Genomic DNA, 19,677 nt, shown 5'->3' on the forward strand with positions numbered 1-19,677 from the left:
CGTCTACTCCTCGGGCCCGCGCGCCGTACGGCCCAGCCCCTGCGGGCGTGCGAAAGCCTTTACAAGAAGATCAATATCCTTGCGCAACTCGGACAGGCTCTCCTGCCGGCCCGCAGAGATTTCCTCAAGAATACGCAACATCTGCACATCGATAGAGCGCAAGCGCATTCTACTCTCAGCATCTAGACCGACATCGCCATGGGCACGCATCAACTCAGTCAGGGCCTCCTGCCCCACTGCAACCCGTTCAAGCGCCCGCGAGGTGTCTTCGGATTGCCCCTGTCGCTGGTTCATATCAGTGATCGCATCCACTAGCGCTGAAAGCTTCTGATCGACACCAGAACGTGCTTCGGACGATTGTACGAACATCGCCTGCAGCGCATCCATCTGTTCGGTCATCGTGTCCAACACACCGGTCAAAGCGGCATTTTCACCACCACCAGCCTCCTCGCCGGAGGAGAAACTGACGCGAGTAAAGGAGGACAACCATTCTTCCAATTCGCGGTAAAACCGATTCTGACCATGGCCTGCAAACAGCTCAAGCAATCCAACGATCAGCGAGCCCGCCAAACCAAGAAGCGACGAGGCAAAGGCGACGCCCATACCGCCCAGCTGTGCTTCAAGCCCAGTCATCAGGCGATTGAACACCGCGATGCCCTCTTCGCCTTCTTGTGGGGCAAGGCTACGAATTGTGTCCACCACTGCAGGAACCGTGGTCGCGAGCCCATAGAAAGTACCCAAAAGACCGAGAAAAATCAATAAGTTAACGATATATCTCGTAATTTCGCGTTCTTCGTCGATCCGCGTGGCAACGGAATCCAGAATCGACCGCGTAGAGGATGAGCCCAGCTGCATTCGTGCGCCCCGTGAACGCAGTAGCGAAGCTAGCGGAGCCAGCATAGATGGCGGGCGATCATCATCGCTCGTCACTCCTGCGGCAAACCCTTCGATCCAGCGCACCGACCCGATCAGTTGCAGCACCTGCCAGAAACAGGCGACCACACCGAAGACAAAGACCAAAAATATGAACCCGTTAAGCCAAGGGTTGGCCTCAAAAACCGGCAACACTCGTGGCAGTGCAACAAAGGCGCCGAACCCCGATAACCCAAGGGCGATCAGCATCATGATGATCTGGCGTACCGGTTGGGAAAACTGCGGTCTGCTTTCGCGGTCTGGCTGCGCCATGGTCTGTGGCTCCTGACACTCTTTTTGGTATTCTTGCAGAACCGGAGACTATAGGCAAAACCTCAAAAGAGCCAAGGCTTTATGATGCAAGATCACGGACGCGCGCCGAGAGCCAATCCAGATCAGCGTCGCGCAACCCGATCTCTGCCAAATGCTCGGCGGTATTGAAGAGATATTCGGTATTTGGGCCACGCCCGCCAACAGCTCCAGCGATGATCCGGGCCTGTGTTTCCAGACTGATACCGCCGCAATATTGATTGTGATCCGGGTCGATTACATAAGTAACTGCGGTAACTTCATTGCCGTTGGCCAGCTGAACCGTCAGATCCTTTTCTACATAGGCCGAAGAAATCAACTCGCGCTCACGCAGTTCTAGCAACGTCTGTTCTTCGTGGCCCGCTTCAACGGCCAGCGCGAGCCCGGTGCAGGCTGTGCCTTCTATGGCATCCAGTGCGAGCACGAGTCCGGGTTTTTCCTCACTGCCACGATGGTGGATCGATTTCATACAAAACGAACGCGCATAGCCCGGCAATGTCGCGACCTCACGGCGTACCACCGGAAAGCCCGGGTTCCACAACAAAGATCCGTATCCAAATACCCACATGGTCATGACGCTGGCCCTTTTTCGATCGCGGTCTATAAACATCAAATCTCACGTCCAGAAAAGAGGCCGAATGATGATCCGATGGACAAAACTGGTGTTGATCGCAGCTTTGGCTTTGGGCCTGTATTGGGCCCTCACAGCCTGGGGTTTGCGTCAAGGCATTGAGGGCTGGTTTGCTGAGCAACAACGACAGGGTTGGCAAGCGGAATATGCCGAACTTTACAGCTCCGGATTCCCTCTGCGTCACGTCCACCGGATCACTGCTCCCGCTCTTGCTGATCCTGGCACCGGCGCTGCCTGGCGCGCGGATTGGCTGGAGATCCGCAGTACGGCTATATGGCCCGGTAATCTGACGCTGTTGCTACCGGACACCACGCAGCGCGTGTCATACTTCGACGATACTGCAACTATCCGGGCTAATGATTTGAGGGCCGATTTACAACTAGCCCCCGGTTTGGCGTTAGAAATGGAACAGCTGTCGCTACGGGCGCAGCACTGGAGCGCTCAGGGCAAGGATGACGTGGATTTGGAAGGCCAGTCACTCTCGCTGGAAATGCAGCAAATGGCTGATCCGAACGTCTACCAAATCAGCGGCAGTGCCGGTGGCCTCACTCCCAGCCCGCTGCTGCGCCAGCGCTTAGCTGCAGCAGAAGGCTTACCAGACAGGTTGGAGACGATTACACTCGACATGGCAGTCCGTTTCGACACCAGTTGGGATCGAAACGTAATTGAGCTGCGCCGCCCGCAACCACGCCATATCATCCTGCGCCTGGCAGAAACCCGTTGGGGCCCAATGAGGCTCAAGGCGACTGGCGAATTGACAATTGACGAAACGGGCCAACCAGATGGAAAATTGGCACTTCAGGTCGAAAACTGGCAAGATATTCTCCATATGGCGGAGGCTTCGGGAGCCCTGCATCCATCCGCTCGCTTGGGTGTTGAAAGGGTGCTGCGGGTGTTTGCCCGGCTCGGTGGCAATCACCGGGACCTTGATCTGTCGCTGACCTTCTCTTCTGGATTTGCCACGCTCGGGCCCATCCCAATAGGCCCAGCGCCCCGGTTGATCCTGCGTTAGCGGCAGTAAGGGCCGCCACGATGGCGTGCCACATCAAAGTGGAAGTGATCCCGGTGATATCGATCCGACTGAGGCCCCAGCACGGTGCCAAATGGCCCGCAGGCCCCTTTCCACACTTGGCGTAGCCCCTTTCGCGTGGCGCGCGCATTCCAGCCTTTCAATACGGTAATCACCTTGCCGCTCTCCAGCACAAAGCCCGAGATATCAATCGCCTTGCCACGGCCGTGCTCTGAAACCTTAGCGCCGGGCCTGTTGTTGCGTGTTCTGCAGGAATAATGCGCCGCGACCCTTAAGGACACGACCCGGTCGTGCCGATCAAAGGCTTTGATCACATCCCGTTCTACCCATTTCTTAAGGGTTTTTGCCGTCTCGCAGGTCATTATCGACTGCTGGCTGAGTGTGACACCTGCGACCGAGCGCACGCGCACTGCATTTTTTGCACCGCAACCTTTCAGACGTCCCGGCACCGTCCCGACCTTGCTTCCCTGAATATCGATATCACCACAGACCGATGTCTTACGGCGCTTACGCTTACCAAACAGGATCTTCTCGGCCAGATCACCGGGTCGAAGATGTGGACGCAGCGAGGTCTCCGGACCGGCGGGTACCATCGGCAAATTCAATGCAGCCACCATCGCCACGACTTGCTGTGATTGAGGACGTCCCTGCGGCCGCAGCGCTACGCTTGTGGTTGCAGTTGTGATTGCGGTTGCCGCACTGGATGCAGAGGCCGCGATCAATGTTGCATCTGGGCGCACAAGGGGCCGAAGCGAGCGCTCAGGTGCATTGGCTGCAGTTGCTCCGGCGCTGGCAGCAATCATGGCGACCAACCCACCAGCGACCGTAAATGTTCGAAGACGCGGCAATCGGAACCAAATCATGATTTTGCCTCGCGACCGAAGTTCGGCGCTGCAGTATCTTGACCAGCTTCAATAATACCGCGACGGATCGCGCGAGTGCGGGTGAAGTACTGGTGCAGATGCTCACCGTCTCCGGTCCGTATAGCCCGCTGTAGAGCAAATAATTCCTCGGTGAAGCGGCCAAGGATTTCCAAAGTCGCATCTTTGTTTGTCAGAAAGACATCTCGCCACATGGTCGGATCAGAGGCCGCGATCCGGGTAAAGTCGCGAAACCCTGCAGCCGAGTATTTGATCACTTCACTATCGGTCACCCGGCGCAGATCATCCGCAACGCCGACCATCGTATAGGCAATGAGATGCGGCGCGTGCGACGTTACGGCGAGGACAAGATCATGGTGGTCTGCATCCATTTCATCGACATTGGCCCCCATGCCCTCCCAAAGTTGCCGCAACCGGTCCACCGGGGCACGGTCACAGCCATCAACGGGCACCAGCAAACACCAACGGTTGTCATAAAGCTCGGCAAAACCTGCTTCTGGTCCCGAATGCTCGGTCCCCGCCAGCGGGTGGGCCGGAACGAAGTGTACGCCGTCAGGGATATGCGGCAACACCGCGTCGATCACATGCCGTTTAACCGACCCAACATCCGATACCGTCGCACCGGCTTTCAGTACCGGCGTGATTTCGGTCACTACGGCTTCCATCGCCCCGACCGGCACACAGAGCACGATCAGATCTGCATCTTTCGCGGCCTCGGCAGCAGTGTCACAGACGCGGTCACACAGGTTAATGCGGCGTGCGGTTTCGCGGGTTTCTTCGCTGCGAGCATAACCGGTAATCTCGGCCGCCAAACCGCCACGACGAATGGCATGCGCCATGGAAGAGGCAATCAAGCCAAGTCCGATCAGCGCGATACGGTTGTAGACTGGACCACTCATGGTTGGCCGTCCTTGAACGCCTTAACAGCAGAAACCAGCTGTTTACAGCTAGCCTCGTCGCCCACGGTGATACGCAGGGCTGAAGGAAGCTTATACCCGGTCACGCGCCGCACGATCAGCCCCTGTGACTGCAAAAAGGCATCGCAAGCGCCAGCCTCTTCCGGATCGGAAAACCGGGCCAAGATGAAATTGGCGCAGGATGTATCAGAAGGCACACCCAATTCTGCAAGGGACTCTGCCAGCCAGCCGCGCCATTTGGCATTTTCCTGACGGCATTGCTCGGTATAGGCGGTATCACGTACAGCAGCCTCAGCCCCGGCAAGCGCGGTAGAGGATAGATTGAAAGGGCCACGGACACGGTTAAGTACATTGATGATCGGTTTGGGGGCATAACCCCAGCCAACACGCGCGCCGCCTAACCCGTAAATTTTCGAGAAGGTCCGTGTCATCACCACATTGTTACGGCTCGCGACCAAAGCAGCACCGGCGTCGTAGTTTTCGACATATTCCGCATAGGCGCCATCAAGCACGAGCAGCGCGCCCTTGGGCAGGCCATCAGCAAGACGTGCCAGATCTGCAGAACCGATCATCGTGCTGGTTGGGTTATTCGGGTTGGCGATGAACACCAGCCGTGTCCGGTCGCTACACCCCGCTAAGAGCGCGTCCACATCGGTTACACGTTCGCGTTCGGGCACCTCGACCGGGGTTGCCCCGGCAGCCAGTGTGCTAATGCGATACATAGCAAACCCATGTTCCGTGAACAGCACCTCATCCCCCGGCCCCGCATAGGCCTGGCAAAGGAAGGTAATAATCTCGTCGCTGCCCGCACCACAGATGATCTGCTCCGGCGGCAGGCTGTAAACCTCACCAATGGCTTGACGCAGATTTATATGGTCCGAACTGGGATATCGATGCATCTGAGAAACGGCCGCTTGCATAGCTTCAATAGCTTTCGGGCTTGGCCCCAACGGGTTTTCATTAGAGGAGAGCTTGGTCACATTGCTCATCCCCTTCACATGGGCAGCCCCACCCTCGTAGAGGGCGATGTCCAAAATGCCTGGCTGCGGCGCGATGTGGGTCATGATTGATGCTCCTTGATGCCGTTTCGTAATAACCGCCTTGGCAGCAATGGGAAAGCAGCAAGACGCCCAGCTCGACATTGCGCCGCACCGTACCATGAAGTGTGGCAACTAGAGAGTGATTGAACTCCTGTTTTGGCAAGGACTATGATAGCCCCATGACACACGAGCTAGATCACATCGACCTTGCCCTATTGCGCGCGCTGCAACGCGACGCAAGCCTGTCTCAGCGCGATTTGGCAGAACAGGTCGGCCTGTCGCAGAATGCCTGCTGGCGACGATTGAAAACACTCAATGAGAGCGGCCTTATACAGGGGACCACGGCACGGCTGGACCGCAAGCAATTGGGCTTGGATCTGGTGGTATTTGTCATGTTGCGAACCCGCCACCACTCGGCGGACTGGCTGCAGACATTTCGGCGCCATGTGCTGACAATCCCCGAGGTGGTCGATTTTCACCGCATCGGCGGGGACTATGACTACCAGCTCAAAGTCGTGACAGAGGATATGGCGAGCTATGACAAGGTCTACCAACGCCTGATCGAAGGCGTGGAGTTAGACAGTGTGACGTCATATTTCGCAATGGAAGCCATTGCAGAGGGGCGTCCGCTACCGCTGTAGATGGTAGCCACTTCCCAGTTTGGTCGCCTTTGTGTGTATACGTCATGAAGAGCGCTATCGGCCAAAAGCCTTGTTTGGCATCCAGGTCACCCGGCTGCCCTTTGGTCCCATACGCATATGCAGGCAAGACGTGTTAAGGCGCTGAAAATACAGAACCTGCAGCGGATACCAGCCCGCCTTGGGCACCTCGACCTTTTGGGCAAATGTCTCTTGGCAGGTTTGACGTCCATCGAATTTGCCAACTACCTTGCCACCGATTACAGCACGCATCCCATCATTGGTCAGAAAATCAATGGTGTAGATACCCGGCGCATCAAACCGCACATAACCGCGAATATCTGCCACGACATTCTCGGATCGCTTGGACGTCAGTGCATTCTGCCCAATGCTGGTGTCGCGGTAATCAAGCCCCTTGAGCGGCTGACCAGTCTCAGCGCCAGCTTTTAACGCCTTGGCTGCACCGCGCAGCGTCTTGACGTCATCCGGATAGGCATAACGGACCGTCAGGCCCGACTTTAGCCCTTTTGGCTGCGGATTCGCCGGGGTCAAGCGCAGCGGCGCTGACCATGCCAGTGTTGCCGAGACAGCCACCATCGCAGCCAACCCCAGAATACGGGTCATCTTCATAGTCCACCTTCCCTGTTCATCGCCTCTCAACGGGCGTCTGCGGGCAGGATAGGTCTCACAAGGGGCCGCTGACAATCTTTAATACCATTGCGTGCCGCGTCCATAAGCAGCCATCAAACCCAGATTTGAGAACGATCCACCGTGAGAACATCACATGGACCAATAGCAACGTCGACGGAACGCAGCATCATAAGAGCAAAAAAGGGCCGCCAAATGGCAGCCCTTTTCCGTCTCCCTAGGTTTGGGTAGACTTTAGTTTTTGGCGTAGAATTCGACGACCAGGTTCGGTTCCATAACAACAGGGTACGGCACATCGGACAAGCCCGGTGCGCGCACAAAAGTCGCGGTCATTTTGGAGTGGTCGGTTTCCACATAGTCAGGAACGTCACGCTCAGGCAGCTGAACAGCTTCCAGCAGAGCGGTCATTTGCTTGGATTTCTCACGTACTTCGATCACATCACCTTCCTTCACGCGGTAGGACGGGATGTTCACGCGCTTGCCGTTGACCAAGACGTGGCCGTGGTTCACGAACTGACGCGCAGCAAAGACGGTCGCAACGAATTTGGCACGGTATACAACCGCGTCCAGACGGCGCTCCAGCAGACCAATGAGGTTTTCACCGGTGTCGCCTTTTACACGCTCAGCTTCGGAATAGATGCGTCGGAACTGCTTTTCGGTCAGGTCGCCATAGTAGCCTTTAAGCTTCTGCTTGGCGCGCAGCTGAATACCGAAATCGGACAGTTTGCCCTTACGGCGCTGACCGTGCTGGCCCGGGCCATATTCACGACGATTCACCGGGGACTTCGGACGGCCCCAGATGTTTTCGCCCATACGGCGGTCAATTTTGTACTTGGCAGACGTGCGTTTGGTCACGGCTGATCTCCTTCAGTTTATGTCGCAACCCGCAGGCTGCATAGAAGGGCGTTGTCCTCTTGCTCCGTGTCACGATTGATCAACTGATCACGTCGGTCCTCGGGCATGACAGGCATTCCCTTGCGGGAGCCGCCAACACCAATGAAGCCGCGTGTATAGACGAGGTTCTGTTGGAGTCAACCGGCTTTTGCCACGCCGTTTTCTGCGTCGAAAATTAGGAATAGAAACTGTCCCGCAAGGGACTTGCACTTATTGCATGTCAGGCAGCAGCGTGTCGCAGAATTGCGGCTTCTGGCTGATTGATATTGCGGCGTGCGAAATCCCCATAACGCAAGGGATCGACGTCCAATTCCGGCAGCACCTGCAGCAATCGCACACGGTCTTCATTGCGCAGAGCACTCAACGCGGCCTGAGCGGGATGAAAGCTCTCCGTCTCAACCCCGTTGGCCCAGAGCACCTGATGATCTGACAGCAATACGTGGATATATGTGACCTCGCGCAGCTGCGTATCGACCGCAATATCCCTGCCGTTAATCAGATCGCGCGCAGCAACCAAGACTTCTGGTGTGTTGAACAGATTTTGCACATGCGGCCCCCGCAAAAGCATCCGGTGACCAGGAGATACCAACAGATCCGCATCCGGGCGCTGCATGCCAAGCGCGCCACCTCTGATACGTATAGGGCGCAGCTCCGGCGCTACAAACAGCCTCGCTCCGCTCATCCGGCGCGCACCAATCCACTGGATCTGCTGGGCACCACTGTCACGCGTCTGTATCCAATCCCCTTCCTGCAAGCGTTCTACACGCACACCTCCAGACGGGGTTCGCAATACTGTACCCGGTGTAAAACAGATCACACCACTGGTAGATTGCACGGAATCGCCAGCGCCCTCTGCCATTCGCACGTCACCCACCCAAAGATCCGTTTCGCTTGGTGGCTGAGAATCGACAAACATCAGTAACGGGCGCTGCCCCTGCCCCACCTCAATCAATGTCACTGTGTAATTTCGCAGACCATTGGTTACGATAAAGTGGCGATCTCGCAACAAAGCCTCTTCGTTGGTCCCATCGGTAACAGATTTGGGAAACTCAGCTCCATCCTTGACAGCCAGCCCAACCAAACGCCCCACCGTGCGTGCTGCACGGCGGCGTAGGTCAAGATCCTCTGTGCTGCGATCAAGCTGTAACAAATTACCGGGTCCATCCACTCGTAGTGGCTTACCGCGCCAACGCCAAGTGGAACCCGCGGATAGCGCAGACACTGGCGCGCCCAACAAACCGTCTACCTCGGTCTGCCCCCACGAAATAACGTAGGTGCCTCGAAACCCTGTTTCCATCTGCACGACTGCCTGCCTGTGGCGTTTTATTATTAAGCCAACGTTAACAGATCTGACCTCTTCGCAAAAGCCACATAGCAAAAATCCGCCCAATAACGTGCCCCAAGGACCGCCAACCACGAGTGGCATTATCAAGGCCGAACTAGCATTTGCGCACAGGACTTAAACCTACCGTAGGGGAACCTGCTGAAACAGCCATCATATGCCTCTCCGAGGTCCACACCTTAGTTACCGCCAAGGCGTCTTGTATTAGCTTGATCACGAGACCTCTGCAAATCAGCGAACCGTATTTAGCTACTAGATGATGCAAAATACATTCTGCCACCAAGCCCAATTCGACCTACTATCATGCAAACATGTAAGCTTCAAAATCACATATATTTTCTGATCTCTATATATGAGACACCTTACATATTACGAATATTAATCTGTTATCTCGATTGAGCACAAATCAAAATTCTCCAACGCGCCTGGCGTTTCCAAATTCGTCTCCCTCCCTAGCGGGCAAAACGATCGCATATCGCACCAATGATCATAACAGATTTGTGAACCGTTAATATATACTTAAGATTGTTAAATTTTTCGTATTTTATTTCCAACAAATCATTGCCTCAAATCAATTACTATCAACATATGCAACTATTGGACCTTACACCCAGGAGAAAAAAATGGGCTGCATGGAATTCGCGAGAACCGCAGAAACCAAGAAAACACTAAGGACCGTAGATTTATTTCCAAATTTGAAACCGAACCTATGTAGAACCATAGACGACATCAAAGCCTGCATGCGTCTGAGGTACCAAGAATATTGCATCAACAGATCTTGGGAGGCTTCAGAAGAATTCCCTGATGGCCTTGAGCGAGATGAATACGATGACAGAGCCGTCCACATCCTCCTAAAGGATCAAAGAACCGATCTCGCTGTTGGAACAGCCCGCATCCTTTACCAGAGCTTTGGTGCGAGAGGACAACAGCTCCCGTCTTTCGACAGATCAGATAAATTTCAGACATATATGCGCCAAACATGGACCGAAGGGAGTATTATTGAAATCTCCCGATTTACACTTTCACGGGAGCACTTGGAGACCGATTTAAGCCGCGCGAATCTCGCCGCCAGCGTGTTTCCTGCTCTGGCACTAGTTCGGGGGATCCTACAAGCGATCGCCAACGACAATGCCAACACAGTGATTATGACCGTCGCGCCGTCGTTGCAGCGTATGTTGGCGCGTTCCGGCTTTCGCTATCATGATATTGGTGAGCGGTTTGATCATCGCGGTACCAGAGCACCAATCTACCGTGATATCTCCGCGCTTTTGGCAGAATTATTCGACAAGAACACCGAAGTTTGGCGTTATGTAACTGACAATGGCCAAACCTGGCCATTGGACCGAAGCGCACTCCAAAGAGAATTCAGCTACCCGTGACCTACTCAACATTGCGCTGTGCTGTTTCTTTTCTATCTCACATAATTTTCGAACGGATCCACAATGTCGTTACAAGAAATTGATGGTAAACTAGAAAACACCCCGGAATTTTCCTATGAAGACGCTTTCTCGCGAACCCTCGGCTGGATCACACCTGAAGAACAGCAGATTTTACGAAGCAAAAAAGTTGCCATATGCGGTCTAGGCGGCGTCGGTGGCGCCCATGCGCTTACCCTTGCACGGCTTGGCATCGGCGCTTTTCATCTCGCTGATTTTGACCATTTTGACCTACCCAATTTCAACCGGCAATTCTGTGCTACCATGTCTAATTTGGGACGCCCCAAGCTAGAGGTCATTGCCGAACGGCTGAGTGACATTAACCCTGAGGCCCACATTGATAGCTGGGATCATGCTATCACGCCCGAAACGGTTTCTGCATTCTTAGACGGGGCCGACATATACGTCGACTCCATTGATTTCTTCGCCCTAGAGGTCCGCCGCGCCCTTTTTGCAGAGGCAAGACGACGCGGCATTCCCGCGATCACCGCTGCTCCGGTTGGCACCGGATGCGCCTGGTTGATCTTCACACCACAAAGCCAATCCTTTGAGGATTACTTTGGCTTCTCTGAGCACAATGACACGAGCGATTACATTCGGTTCCTTCTCGGGCTTGCTCCAAAAGCGTTACATAGGCCTTTTCTGGTTGACCCGTCTTTTATTGATTTTCGAGCTCAAAAAGCCCCATCCACACCGATGGGCATAGCCCTTTGCGCAGGCATCGCTGGTACCGAGATTTTGAAGCTTCTACTGCACCGCGGCGGAACAAAGGCTGCCCCATGGTTTCATCAATTTGATGTGTCCGCAGGTAAATGCATCACCAGCAGACCATGGTTTGGCCCCCATAGCCTTGTTCATCGCATTAAGCTGCATCTCGCTAGAAAAACTTTGGAAAATACACCCGAGGAGTAACCAAGAGACCCTAAAGTTCTTGGCGGGGCTAGATCTTTAGGGCTCGTTCACCGGGCGGTGCTTTACGCTCGAAGAGCGTTTGCACATTGATGGTTACCAGATGACGACCACACTCGCATCAAAGCTCATGTCGGCCTATCCAAATGCGAGGGCGGCAAAGACTTGCACATTCAGCGTCTCCGCAATCGTTCACCCCAAGACACACTATTTACGATTGAAATTCAATGTGAACAGATTTTGCAAGCAACGGGAGCACAGCGCGCCCCTGAGATTAGGGAAATATTATCCCAAACATGCAACCAAGCGGTGCGTCATTAGGTTCTGGACCTATTAATTTGGTTGCCGTCATCCCGCCTGCGTGATTCATGCCCTTGAGTTTCAGGGGTATAACATGAGCAATCTATTCTGGCTGACGGATGTGCAGATGGCGCGCCTTCAGCCTTACTTTCCAAAGAGCCATGGTAAGCCGAGGGTTGATGATCGACGCGTGCTGAGCGGGATTATTTTCATCAACCGCAATGGGTTACGTTGGTCCGATGCGCCGCGTGAATATGGGCCGCCAAAGACGCTGTATAATCGCTGGAAACGATGGAGCGATATGGGTGTGTTCGCTCGGATCATGAACGGGCTGGCTGCAGAGGGAACCGCTCATAAAACCATCATGATCGATGTGAGCAGGCGAACGCCATGCGTTCGAGTGAGCCTGCGCAAGTACCTCAAAGCGCACCGCACGGCTTCCAGTCTGCGGTTGAAAAAGGGGGCGTCGCAGGCTGATATGGCGCACCAAGGGTGGCATGAATACGAAACTGCACGCCGTTACTGACAGTCTGGGACGCCCCATCCGCTTCTTCATTTCCGCTGGGCAGGTGAGCGATTACACGGGCGCCAGGGCTCCGGTGAACAGTCTGCCACCGGCTGACTGGCTGCTGGGAGATCGAGGCTATGACGCAGATTGGTTCCGCGAAGCCCTTAATGACAGGGGAATAAAGTCCTGCATCCCAGGTCGAAAGTCACGCGACAAGCCTGTCCGATACGACAAGCGCCGCTACAAACGACGCAACCGCATTGAGATCATGTTCGGACGCCTGAAGGATTGGAGGCGCGTCGCCACCCAATATGACAGATGCCCAAAGGTATTCCTCTCGGCCATCGCTCTCGCTGCAACGGTCCTATTCTGGCTGTAAATCAATGAGTCTCGAGCCTAAGCGGTTTGACCAATGTTTTTTCTACTCCGGAAACCCGTCCGATCGCCGGGTTTCGAGACCAAAGCCTGATGACGAAAGTAATATCCTTGCATTTTCGGCCTGACATCGAAGCAAACCTTTTTATGAGGCTTTCTAAACCTTAGCTACATCCATTATTTTGAAGTCAAGAAGCATACGTGACCCACTTCTACCCTTCGTTACAATACTGAGGCGGGTCACATCATTTCACCCGATCCTAGTAGTTCTGCATTGCCAGTTGGAACTGTCCGCCTAACGGAAGCAATTGACGTGGACCCGGCAATAGCAAGAAGTTATTAAAGCTGTCAGCATCGAACCCGCTTCCCGCGATAGGTGCGCAAACAGATCCGTTAAGCGCAAAAAAACCATTGATGCTAGCCAGATGTAGGAAAGCTGCGCTACGATCCCACAAAAAAAACTAAAAATAGGGATGGAACAACATGAACAACCGCTTAAGGAAAATAACCATCGTAGGTGGCGGCACCGCGGGCTGGATGACCGCATTAATCCTAGAGACCGAGCTCTCCCGCACATCAGCGGCAAAGGATCGACCGAAAATCTGCCTGATCGAGAGTCCGAATATCGCCACAGTAGGTGTCGGAGAGGCGACTGTGCCACGCATGCCGAAAACGCTTCGTCAGGCGGGCATTTCGGAGCGAGCATTTTTCCGCGAAACCAATGCATCGTTCAAACTCGGCGTGAAATTCTGCAATTGGAATAAGGATGCCAAAGGCAATCGCATTGATTATGTGAACCCTTTTGCGCATGGTCAGATATTAGAGGGATTGGAAGCCGCCGAGTATTTCCTTCGCTTTGGCAATGGGGATAGAGATTTCACACGATCTATCGCGCCACATGATGATCTGGGTCGCCTTTGCAAAGGCGCGCGGCATTTGGGTCAACCAGAATTTGAGCAGCGGTTTGGCTATGCATATCATCTGGATGCCGTGAAGTTTGCGGGCATGCTCGCCAAGGTTTGCACCAAGCGCGGCGTGGAACATATTCAAGATGAAGTACAATCAGTTGAGCTGGACGAACAAGGTAATGTCAGCCATCTGATGCTGGAACGCAGCGGACGTCATGACATCGAGATGGTCATAGATTGCACCGGGTTTCGCGGGTTGATCATCAACCAGGCACTCGGCGAGCCATTTATGGACTATTCGGACTATCTGCCCAACGATCGCGCTATGGCATTGCAAATAGAGCATCCCGATCCAGAAAAGATCGAAAGCCTCACGCGGTCTACCGCACTGGGTGCAGGTTGGACATGGCGGGTGCCGCTCTATAACCGTGTGGGTACGGGCTATGTGTTCTCATCTGCGCATCGCACGGATGACCAAGCCGCAGACGAATACCTGGAATGGCTGGGGGACAGCGGCAAAGGAGCGACGCCGCGTGTAATCCCCATGCGCATCGGACGCGTACACAATGCGTGGGTCAAGAACTGCTTGGCGATTGGACTGGCCGGTGGGTTCATTGAGCCATTGGAAAGTACCGCCATCCATATGATCGACCATGCCGTGCGCTGGTTCGCAGAGCACTTGCCTACGAGAGATATCACACCCTCCTTGCGGACAAGATATAATCGACAGATGAATAAGCTCTACGACGAAGTTTTGGAGTTTATCTGTCTGCACTACAAATTGGGCAATCGCACCGATGACCCCTATTGGATTGATGCGCGCACAGAGATGAAGGTGCCGGATCGGTTAGCTCAAAACCTAGAGTTGTGGCAACACCGCTTGCCAATGGAGGCCGATATCGAGTTTGCCACGCTATTTGACTACCGGGTTTATCAAACTGTTCTTTTAGGTAAGCAAGTTTACGATACAGGCTACGGCTCCGGAATCCGAAATCGCTTGCGTCCATTAAAGAAACCAATCTGGTTCCAGTTTTCAAAGGGAGCAAAGGCAGACCTTGCTCAGATACTCAAAGCAATGCCAGATCACAAAACTCTGCTGCGCGACATCCGAGGGGAACTTGACCCACCAGCCTTTGGCATTTCGGCGACGATAAAACCAACAGTGGCGATGCCGGGCGCACCATCGGCAACCCTACCCCCACAAAACATGCCAAACCTCGCAGAAATCAGAAACGGCGAGAAAGATCTGCAACTGTTCTAGGCATTTCTTGCGCGATCTGATGAGTTACTATTTGTGACAAGCATCAATGACCGGGTGGTAGATTTCTACCGTCCGGCCAACTTTATATTGCCCCCCACACGTCACAGAACCAATCGCCATTGGATCTGTCCGAGCGGTTGGCAAGCCGAATCTGAGGTTGTGAGCTCTGCATAGGGTCCAAGTGACATGCTCCCCTGAAAAGTCCGCGATTTGAAGTTAGCCTGTTCTCCAAGCGAGGAGACAGGCGATGCGGAAAAGCCGTTTCAGCGCAGAGCAGATCATTGGCATCCTTAAGGAGCACCAAGCCGGAATGGGGGCGAAGGAACTGTGCCGGAAGCACGGCTCAGCGATGGCACTTTCTACACATGGCGTTCGAAGTATGGCGGCATGGAAGTGTCCGAGGCCAAGCGGCTGAAGGCTCTGGAGGTCGAGAACGCCAAGCTCAGGAAGATGTTGGCCGAGCAGATGCTTGATGTGGCAACGCTGAAAGAGATCCGGTGTAAGGCGGAGAGCCGTGGACTGGGCCATGACAGAGAAGAACGACAACCAGCGGCGGGCCTGTGCCCTGGCCGGGATCGATCCGCGCGTCTATCGGCGTGGATCAACCAGGCCTGCGGACGCCGAGTTGCGAGAGAGGCCGAGGGAGGTGTCCAGCGAACGGCGGCGGCGTCGGCTGCACCTGCTGCTCGGCCGCGAGGGCTGGCAGGTGAACTGGAAGAAGCCCTACCGGATCTACCACGAAGAGGGGCTGAGCCTGCGCAAGCGCGGCGGGCGAAACCGCGCCATTGGGACGCGTGCGACCATGGCGATCCCGCAAGGGCCGAACCAGAGATGGTCGCTGGACTTCGTCGCGGACAGTTTGTCTGATGGCCGCCGTTTCCGGGTGCTCTGCGTCATTGACGACTTCAGTCGGGACTGCCTGGCTGCGGTCGTGGACACCTCACTTCTCCGGCCAGCGGGTTGCCCGTGAGCTCGACAATATCGCTCGAACGCGTGGCTATCCCTGCATGGTGGTCAGCGATAATGGGACCGAACTGACGTCGAATGCCATTCTAAAATGGCAGGAAGATCGGAAGGTGGAGTGGCATTACATCGCGCCAGGCAAGCCAATGCAGAACGGCTTTGTAGAAAGCGTCAACGGCCGCCTCCGGGACGCGTGCCTCAACGAGCACTTGTTCGCCAACCTGCGCCACGCCCGAGAGCTGATCGCGGCCTGGCGTGACGATGACAATCACCATCGCCCACATACGAGCCTCGACGGGCTCACCCCGTGGGAGTATCATCAACGGTCAGTAGAGGACCAAACCCTGAACAGAGCGAACTAATAACCGAGGACGCTGCGGGGAGCACGTCATGAACTACGCAATCACGGGGACATACGAAGCTGGCAAGATACTGAGGGATTAGGGCTCAAAGCGTCCACAAGAGTGTTTAACTGAACGCCTGCTTCGAGAAGCTTTGCGTAGACCTTTAGCCTTCGCCACCGCACCAACTGTCTCGTTATGCTTCCAGAGTGCTTCCACGGGTTTAGGAGTCAAAACGCCAACAGCGATTTTTATGTCGTTAGTTTGTTGTTTTAAGGTGTTTTTGATTTTGTAAGATTGGTTGCGGGAGTAGGATTTGAACCTACGACCTTCAGGTTATGAGCCTGACGAGCTACCGGGCTGCTCCATCCCGCGACACTTTTGTTGGGCGATCGCTTACGCTACTTGAGCCCTTTTGTTTGTCCTATCGCCGATTTTGGCGGTTTAGGACTATTGCAGTATTGCTTGTAGCACGACTGCGTGTCCCCTTCAGGGTGATATGGTCTGAAGGGTATTCGTTATTAATATCGTTTAAGAGTTATGGATTTTACTAGGTTTGGCGGTGACCTACTCTCCCACGCCTTAAGACGCAGTACCATCGGCGCAACAGTGCTTAACTTCCGGGTTCGGGATGGGACCGGGTGTTTCACTTGCGCTATGACCACCAAACCGAGAAAAATCCATATATCGACGATGTTTCACAATTTTTGTGAGACGCTCGTCGAGATACAACCAACATGAAGTCCAGTTTTGTTTTGCTTTTGGTTCATTGTGTCACTGACTGTTACTGGAACAGATCAAGCCTATCGGGCGATTAGTACCGGTCAACTGAATGCATTGCTGCACTTACATCTCCGGCCTATTGACGAGGTGGTCTACCTCGGCCCTCAGGGATACCTTGTTTTGAGGGGGGCTTCCCGCTTAGATGCCTTCAGCGGTTATCCTGTCCGATCATAGCTACCCTGCACTGCTGCTGGCGCAACAACAGGTCCACCAGTGGATCGTTCACCCCGGTCCTCTCGTACTAGGGGCAACTCCTCTCAAGTATCCTACACCCACGGCAGATAGGGACCGAACTGTCTCACGACGTTCTAAACCCAGCTCACGTACCTCTTTAAACGGCGAACAGCCGTACCCTTGGGACCTGCTCCAGCCCCAGGATGAGATGAGCCGACATCGAGGTGCCAAACACTGCCGTCGATATGGACTCTTGGGCAGTATCAGCCTGTTATCCCCGGCGTACCTTTTATCCGTTGAGCGATGGCCCTCCCACTTGGGACCACCGGATCACTATGGCCGACTTTCGTCTCTGCTCGACTTGTCAGTCTCGCAGTCAGGCTGGCTTCTGCCATTGCACTCAACGAGCGATTTCCGACCGCTCTGAGCCAACCTTCGCGCGCCTCCGTTACGCTTTAGGAGGCGACCGCCCCAGTCAAACTACCCGCCACGCAGGGTCCCGGATCCGGATAACGGACCGCGGTTAGACATCAAGAGTGCGAAGGGTGGTATCTCAAGGGAGGCTCCACGTGAACTAGCGTTCACGTATCGATGCCTACCACCTATCCTGCACGTCACAATCCTGATGCCAGTGCGAAGCTGTAGTAAAGGTGCACGGGGTCTTTCCGTCTAACCGCGGGAAGCCTGCATCTTGACAGGCAATTCAATTTCGCTGAGTCGATGTTGGAGACAGCGGGGAAGTCGTTACGCCATTCGTGCAGGTCGGAACTTACCCGACAAGGAATTTCGCTACCTTAGGACCGTTATAGTTACGGCCGCCGTTTACCTGGGCTTCAATTCGGAGCTCTCACCCCTCCTTTTAACCTTCAGGCACCGGGCAGGCGTCAGACCCTATACGTCGTCTTGCGACTTCGCAGAGCCCTGTGTTTTTAATAAACAGTCGCCACCCCCTGGTTTGTGCCCCCAGCTCCAAGTTGCCTTGGAACCGGGCCTCCTTCTCGCGAACTTACGGAGGTATTTTGCCGAGTTCCTTCAACATCGTTCTCTCAAGCGCCTTGGTATTCTCTACCAGTCCACCTGTGTCGGTTTAGGGTACGGTCTCATGGAGGGCTATTTCCAGGGACTGATCAGCAGCCCATTCAATCCGATAAGGATGAACTACCTTCACAATCCGTCACATCCTCCTGGCCTAGGAATATTAACCTAGTTCCCATCGGCTACGCCTTTCGGCCTCGCCTTAGGGGCCGGCTTACCCTGCTCAGATTAGCTTTAAGCAGGAACCCTTGGACTTTCGGCGAGAGTGTCTCTCACACTCTTTGTCGCTACTCATGTCATCATTCTCGCTAGTGATCTCTCCACGGGATCGCTCACGCGCCCGCTTCATCGAAAGCCTCGTGTCTCCGGCACTCATTATAAAATGAGTAAAAGAGACATGAGACTATGTCACACTACGCTCTGCTACCATGCACTATGTGCATCCTAAGCTTCGGCTCATGGCTTGAGCCCCGTTACATCTTCGCCGCAGGACGTCTTAATTAGACCAGTGAGCTGTTACGCTATCTTTAAAGGATGGCTGCTTCTAAGCCAACCTCCTGGTTGTTTTGGACATCCCACCTGCTTTCCCACTTAGCCATGAATTAGGGGCCTTAGCTGTAGGTCAGGGTTGTTTCCCTCTCCACTACGGACGTTAGCATCCGCAGTGTGTCTGCCATCTAGTACTCCCGGGTATTCGGAGTTTGGTTAGGATCAGTAAGCCTGTGGGGCCCCATTACCCATCCAGTGCTCTACCCCCCGGGGTATTCGGATGACGCTCTACCTAAATAGATTTCGCAGAGAACCAGCTATCTCCGAGTTTGATTGGCCTTTCACCCCTAGGCACAGCTCATCCCGATCTTTTTCAACAGATGTGGGTTCGGTCCTCCAGTGCATGTTACTGCACCTTCAACCTGGCCATGCCTAGATCACTCGGTTTCGGGTCTGATCCCACAAACTCATTCGCCCTATTAAGACTCGCTTTCGCTGCGCCTACACCTAACGGCTTAAGCTTGCTTGTGAGACCAAGTCGATGACCCATTATACAAAAGGTACGCTGTCAGCCCTCAAGGGGCCTCCAACTGATTGTAGGCGTTCGGTTTCAGGTACTGTTTCACTCCCCTCGTCGGGGTGCTTTTCACCTTTCCCTCACGGTACTGGTTCGCTATCGGTCAGTAAGGAGTACTTAGCCTTCGAAGGTGGTCCTCCGATCTTCAGACAGGATTTCACGTGTCCCGCCCTACTTAATACGTCCTATCATGCTTCATATACGGGGCTATCACCCACTATGGCTGTGCTTCCCAACACATTCTATTCACACTCAAGGCTCGGCTGGTCCCCGTTCGCTCGCCGCTACTAGGGGAGTATCATATTGATGTCCTTTCCTCCGGGTACTTAGATGTTTCAGTTCCCCGGGTTTGCTCTTAAAACCCTATGTATTCAGG

Annotated in this window: 14 protein-coding genes, 1 tRNA gene, 2 rRNA genes and 1 pseudogene (1 of these 18 running past the window's edge); 7 read left to right on the forward strand and 11 right to left on the reverse strand. The window is 54.4% G+C overall.

All coding sequences use genetic code 11. The annotated features are described in order from the left end of the window. Positions 1–3 precede the first annotated feature (3 nt). Positions 4–1,185 (reverse strand): biopolymer transporter ExbB, encoded by a 1,182-nt coding sequence (locus ACEWZM_RS04470; RefSeq protein WP_414005302.1) that lies wholly within the window; start codon positions 1,183–1,185, stop codon positions 4–6. Between the two features lie 79 nt (positions 1,186–1,264). Beyond that, complete coding sequence (locus ACEWZM_RS04475) at positions 1,265–1,795, reverse strand: gamma-glutamylcyclotransferase (protein ID WP_414005303.1); 531 nt, start codon at positions 1,793–1,795, stop codon at positions 1,265–1,267. Between the two features lie 64 nt (positions 1,796–1,859). On the opposite strand from ACEWZM_RS04475, the gene ACEWZM_RS04480 reads away from it, so the two are divergent. Further along, positions 1,860–2,864, forward strand: coding sequence for a DUF2125 domain-containing protein (locus tag ACEWZM_RS04480; protein WP_414005304.1), 1,005 nt, complete (start codon positions 1,860–1,862; stop codon positions 2,862–2,864). Here ACEWZM_RS04480 and ACEWZM_RS04485 read toward each other — a convergent pair. From ACEWZM_RS04485 to hisC, 3 genes are read right to left on the reverse strand one after another with little or no spacing between them, the layout of a single operon-like run. Further along, positions 2,861–3,745 (reverse strand): extensin-like domain-containing protein, encoded by an 885-nt coding sequence (locus ACEWZM_RS04485; RefSeq protein WP_414005305.1) that lies wholly within the window; start codon positions 3,743–3,745, stop codon positions 2,861–2,863. The genes ACEWZM_RS04480 and ACEWZM_RS04485 overlap by 4 nt on opposite strands. After that, entirely contained in the window at positions 3,742–4,662 is a 921-nt protein-coding gene (locus tag ACEWZM_RS04490) for a prephenate/arogenate dehydrogenase family protein (protein WP_414005306.1), read from the reverse strand. Before ACEWZM_RS04490 ends, ACEWZM_RS04485 begins: the two co-directional genes overlap by 4 nt. Further along, the gene (gene hisC / locus ACEWZM_RS04495; protein ID WP_414005307.1) at positions 4,659–5,744 is read right to left on the reverse strand and encodes a histidinol-phosphate transaminase; all 1,086 of its coding nucleotides are present in this window, start codon (positions 5,742–5,744) and stop codon (positions 4,659–4,661) included. The genes ACEWZM_RS04490 and hisC overlap by 4 nt, the downstream gene beginning before the upstream one ends. Positions 5,745–5,899: 155 nt before the next feature. Between hisC and ACEWZM_RS04500 the strand changes: the two genes are divergently transcribed. Continuing rightward, positions 5,900–6,361 carry an Lrp/AsnC family transcriptional regulator gene (locus ACEWZM_RS04500; protein WP_414005308.1) on the forward strand — a complete coding sequence of 154 codons (462 nt, stop codon included), beginning with the start codon at positions 5,900–5,902 and terminating at the stop codon, positions 6,359–6,361. Between the two features lie 54 nt (positions 6,362–6,415). Here ACEWZM_RS04500 and ACEWZM_RS04505 read toward each other — a convergent pair whose 3' ends face one another. From ACEWZM_RS04505 to ACEWZM_RS04515, 3 genes are all read right to left on the reverse strand, one after another. Next, positions 6,416–6,988, reverse strand: a complete 573-nt coding sequence (locus ACEWZM_RS04505) for a PA14 domain-containing protein (RefSeq protein ID WP_414005309.1) — start codon at positions 6,986–6,988, stop codon at positions 6,416–6,418. Positions 6,989–7,240: 252 nt separating this feature from the next. Next, entirely contained in the window at positions 7,241–7,861 is a 621-nt protein-coding gene (gene rpsD, locus ACEWZM_RS04510) for a 30S ribosomal protein S4 (RefSeq protein WP_414005310.1), read from the reverse strand. A 259-nt stretch (positions 7,862–8,120) separates the two neighbouring features. Next, positions 8,121–9,197 (reverse strand): Hint domain-containing protein, encoded by a 1,077-nt coding sequence (locus ACEWZM_RS04515; RefSeq protein WP_414007955.1) that lies wholly within the window; start codon positions 9,195–9,197, stop codon positions 8,121–8,123. A gap of 668 nt (positions 9,198–9,865) precedes the next feature. Between ACEWZM_RS04515 and ACEWZM_RS04520 the strand changes: the two genes are divergently transcribed. From ACEWZM_RS04520 to ACEWZM_RS04540, 5 genes and pseudogenes are all read left to right on the forward strand, one after another. After that, complete coding sequence (locus ACEWZM_RS04520; RefSeq protein ID WP_414005311.1) at positions 9,866–10,621, forward strand: PEP-CTERM/exosortase system-associated acyltransferase; 756 nt, start codon at positions 9,866–9,868, stop codon at positions 10,619–10,621. 63 nt (positions 10,622–10,684) lie between these two features. After that, positions 10,685–11,590 carry a ThiF family adenylyltransferase gene (locus ACEWZM_RS04525; RefSeq protein ID WP_414005312.1) on the forward strand — a complete coding sequence of 302 codons (906 nt, stop codon included), beginning with the start codon at positions 10,685–10,687 and terminating at the stop codon, positions 11,588–11,590. Positions 11,591–11,981: 391 nt separating this feature from the next. After that, positions 11,982–12,774, forward strand: a protein-coding gene (locus ACEWZM_RS04530) for an IS5 family transposase (RefSeq protein WP_414005313.1) whose coding sequence is annotated in 2 segments (ribosomal slippage) — positions 11,982–12,349 and positions 12,348–12,774 — 795 coding nt in all. Because the reading frame shifts where the segments join, the coding sequence is not laid out codon by codon here. Positions 12,775–13,253: 479 nt separating this feature from the next. Beyond that, on the forward strand, positions 13,254–14,939 hold the full coding sequence (locus ACEWZM_RS04535; RefSeq protein WP_414005314.1) for a tryptophan halogenase family protein: 1,686 nt from the start codon (positions 13,254–13,256) through the stop codon (positions 14,937–14,939). Between the two features lie 247 nt (positions 14,940–15,186). Next, positions 15,187–16,264: pseudogene (locus tag ACEWZM_RS04540) on the forward strand (IS3 family transposase). A gap of 277 nt (positions 16,265–16,541) precedes the next feature. Here ACEWZM_RS04540 and ACEWZM_RS04545 read toward each other — a convergent pair. The 3 genes from ACEWZM_RS04545 to ACEWZM_RS04555 all read right to left on the reverse strand — a co-directional run. Further along, positions 16,542–16,618: transfer RNA gene (locus tag ACEWZM_RS04545), tRNA-Met, on the reverse strand. A gap of 179 nt (positions 16,619–16,797) precedes the next feature. After that, a 5S ribosomal RNA gene (gene rrf, locus ACEWZM_RS04550) occupies positions 16,798–16,912 on the reverse strand. A 124-nt stretch (positions 16,913–17,036) separates the two neighbouring features. Continuing rightward, positions 17,037–19,677, reverse strand: a 23S ribosomal RNA gene (locus ACEWZM_RS04555) (it continues 234 nt past the right edge of the window).

This window comes from Phaeobacter cretensis (assembly GCF_047372505.1).
Taxonomy (GTDB): domain Bacteria; phylum Pseudomonadota; class Alphaproteobacteria; order Rhodobacterales; family Rhodobacteraceae; genus Phaeobacter; species Phaeobacter cretensis.

Excerpts from the sequence above, each read along its gene's own strand:
- ACEWZM_RS04470 (WP_414005302.1), bottom strand. The coding sequence starts at position 1,185 with ATGGCGCAGCCAGACCGCGAAAGCAGACCGCAGTTTTCCCAACCGGTA.
- ACEWZM_RS04475 (WP_414005303.1), bottom strand. The coding sequence starts at position 1,795 with ATGACCATGTGGGTATTTGGATACGGATCTTTGTTGTGGAACCCGGGC.
- ACEWZM_RS04480 (WP_414005304.1), top strand. The coding sequence starts at position 1,860 with ATGATGATCCGATGGACAAAACTGGTGTTGATCGCAGCTTTGGCTTTG.
- ACEWZM_RS04485 (WP_414005305.1), bottom strand. The coding sequence starts at position 3,745 with ATGATTTGGTTCCGATTGCCGCGTCTTCGAACATTTACGGTCGCTGGT.
- ACEWZM_RS04490 (WP_414005306.1), bottom strand. The coding sequence starts at position 4,662 with ATGAGTGGTCCAGTCTACAACCGTATCGCGCTGATCGGACTTGGCTTG.
- hisC (WP_414005307.1), bottom strand. The coding sequence starts at position 5,744 with ATGACCCACATCGCGCCGCAGCCAGGCATTTTGGACATCGCCCTCTAC.
- ACEWZM_RS04500 (WP_414005308.1), top strand. The coding sequence starts at position 5,900 with ATGACACACGAGCTAGATCACATCGACCTTGCCCTATTGCGCGCGCTG.
- ACEWZM_RS04505 (WP_414005309.1), bottom strand. The coding sequence starts at position 6,988 with ATGAAGATGACCCGTATTCTGGGGTTGGCTGCGATGGTGGCTGTCTCG.
- ACEWZM_RS04515 (WP_414007955.1), bottom strand. The coding sequence starts at position 9,197 with ATGGAAACAGGGTTTCGAGGCACCTACGTTATTTCGTGGGGGCAGACC.
- ACEWZM_RS04520 (WP_414005311.1), top strand. The coding sequence starts at position 9,866 with ATGGGCTGCATGGAATTCGCGAGAACCGCAGAAACCAAGAAAACACTA.
- ACEWZM_RS04525 (WP_414005312.1), top strand. The coding sequence starts at position 10,685 with ATGTCGTTACAAGAAATTGATGGTAAACTAGAAAACACCCCGGAATTT.
- ACEWZM_RS04535 (WP_414005314.1), top strand. The coding sequence starts at position 13,254 with ATGAACAACCGCTTAAGGAAAATAACCATCGTAGGTGGCGGCACCGCG.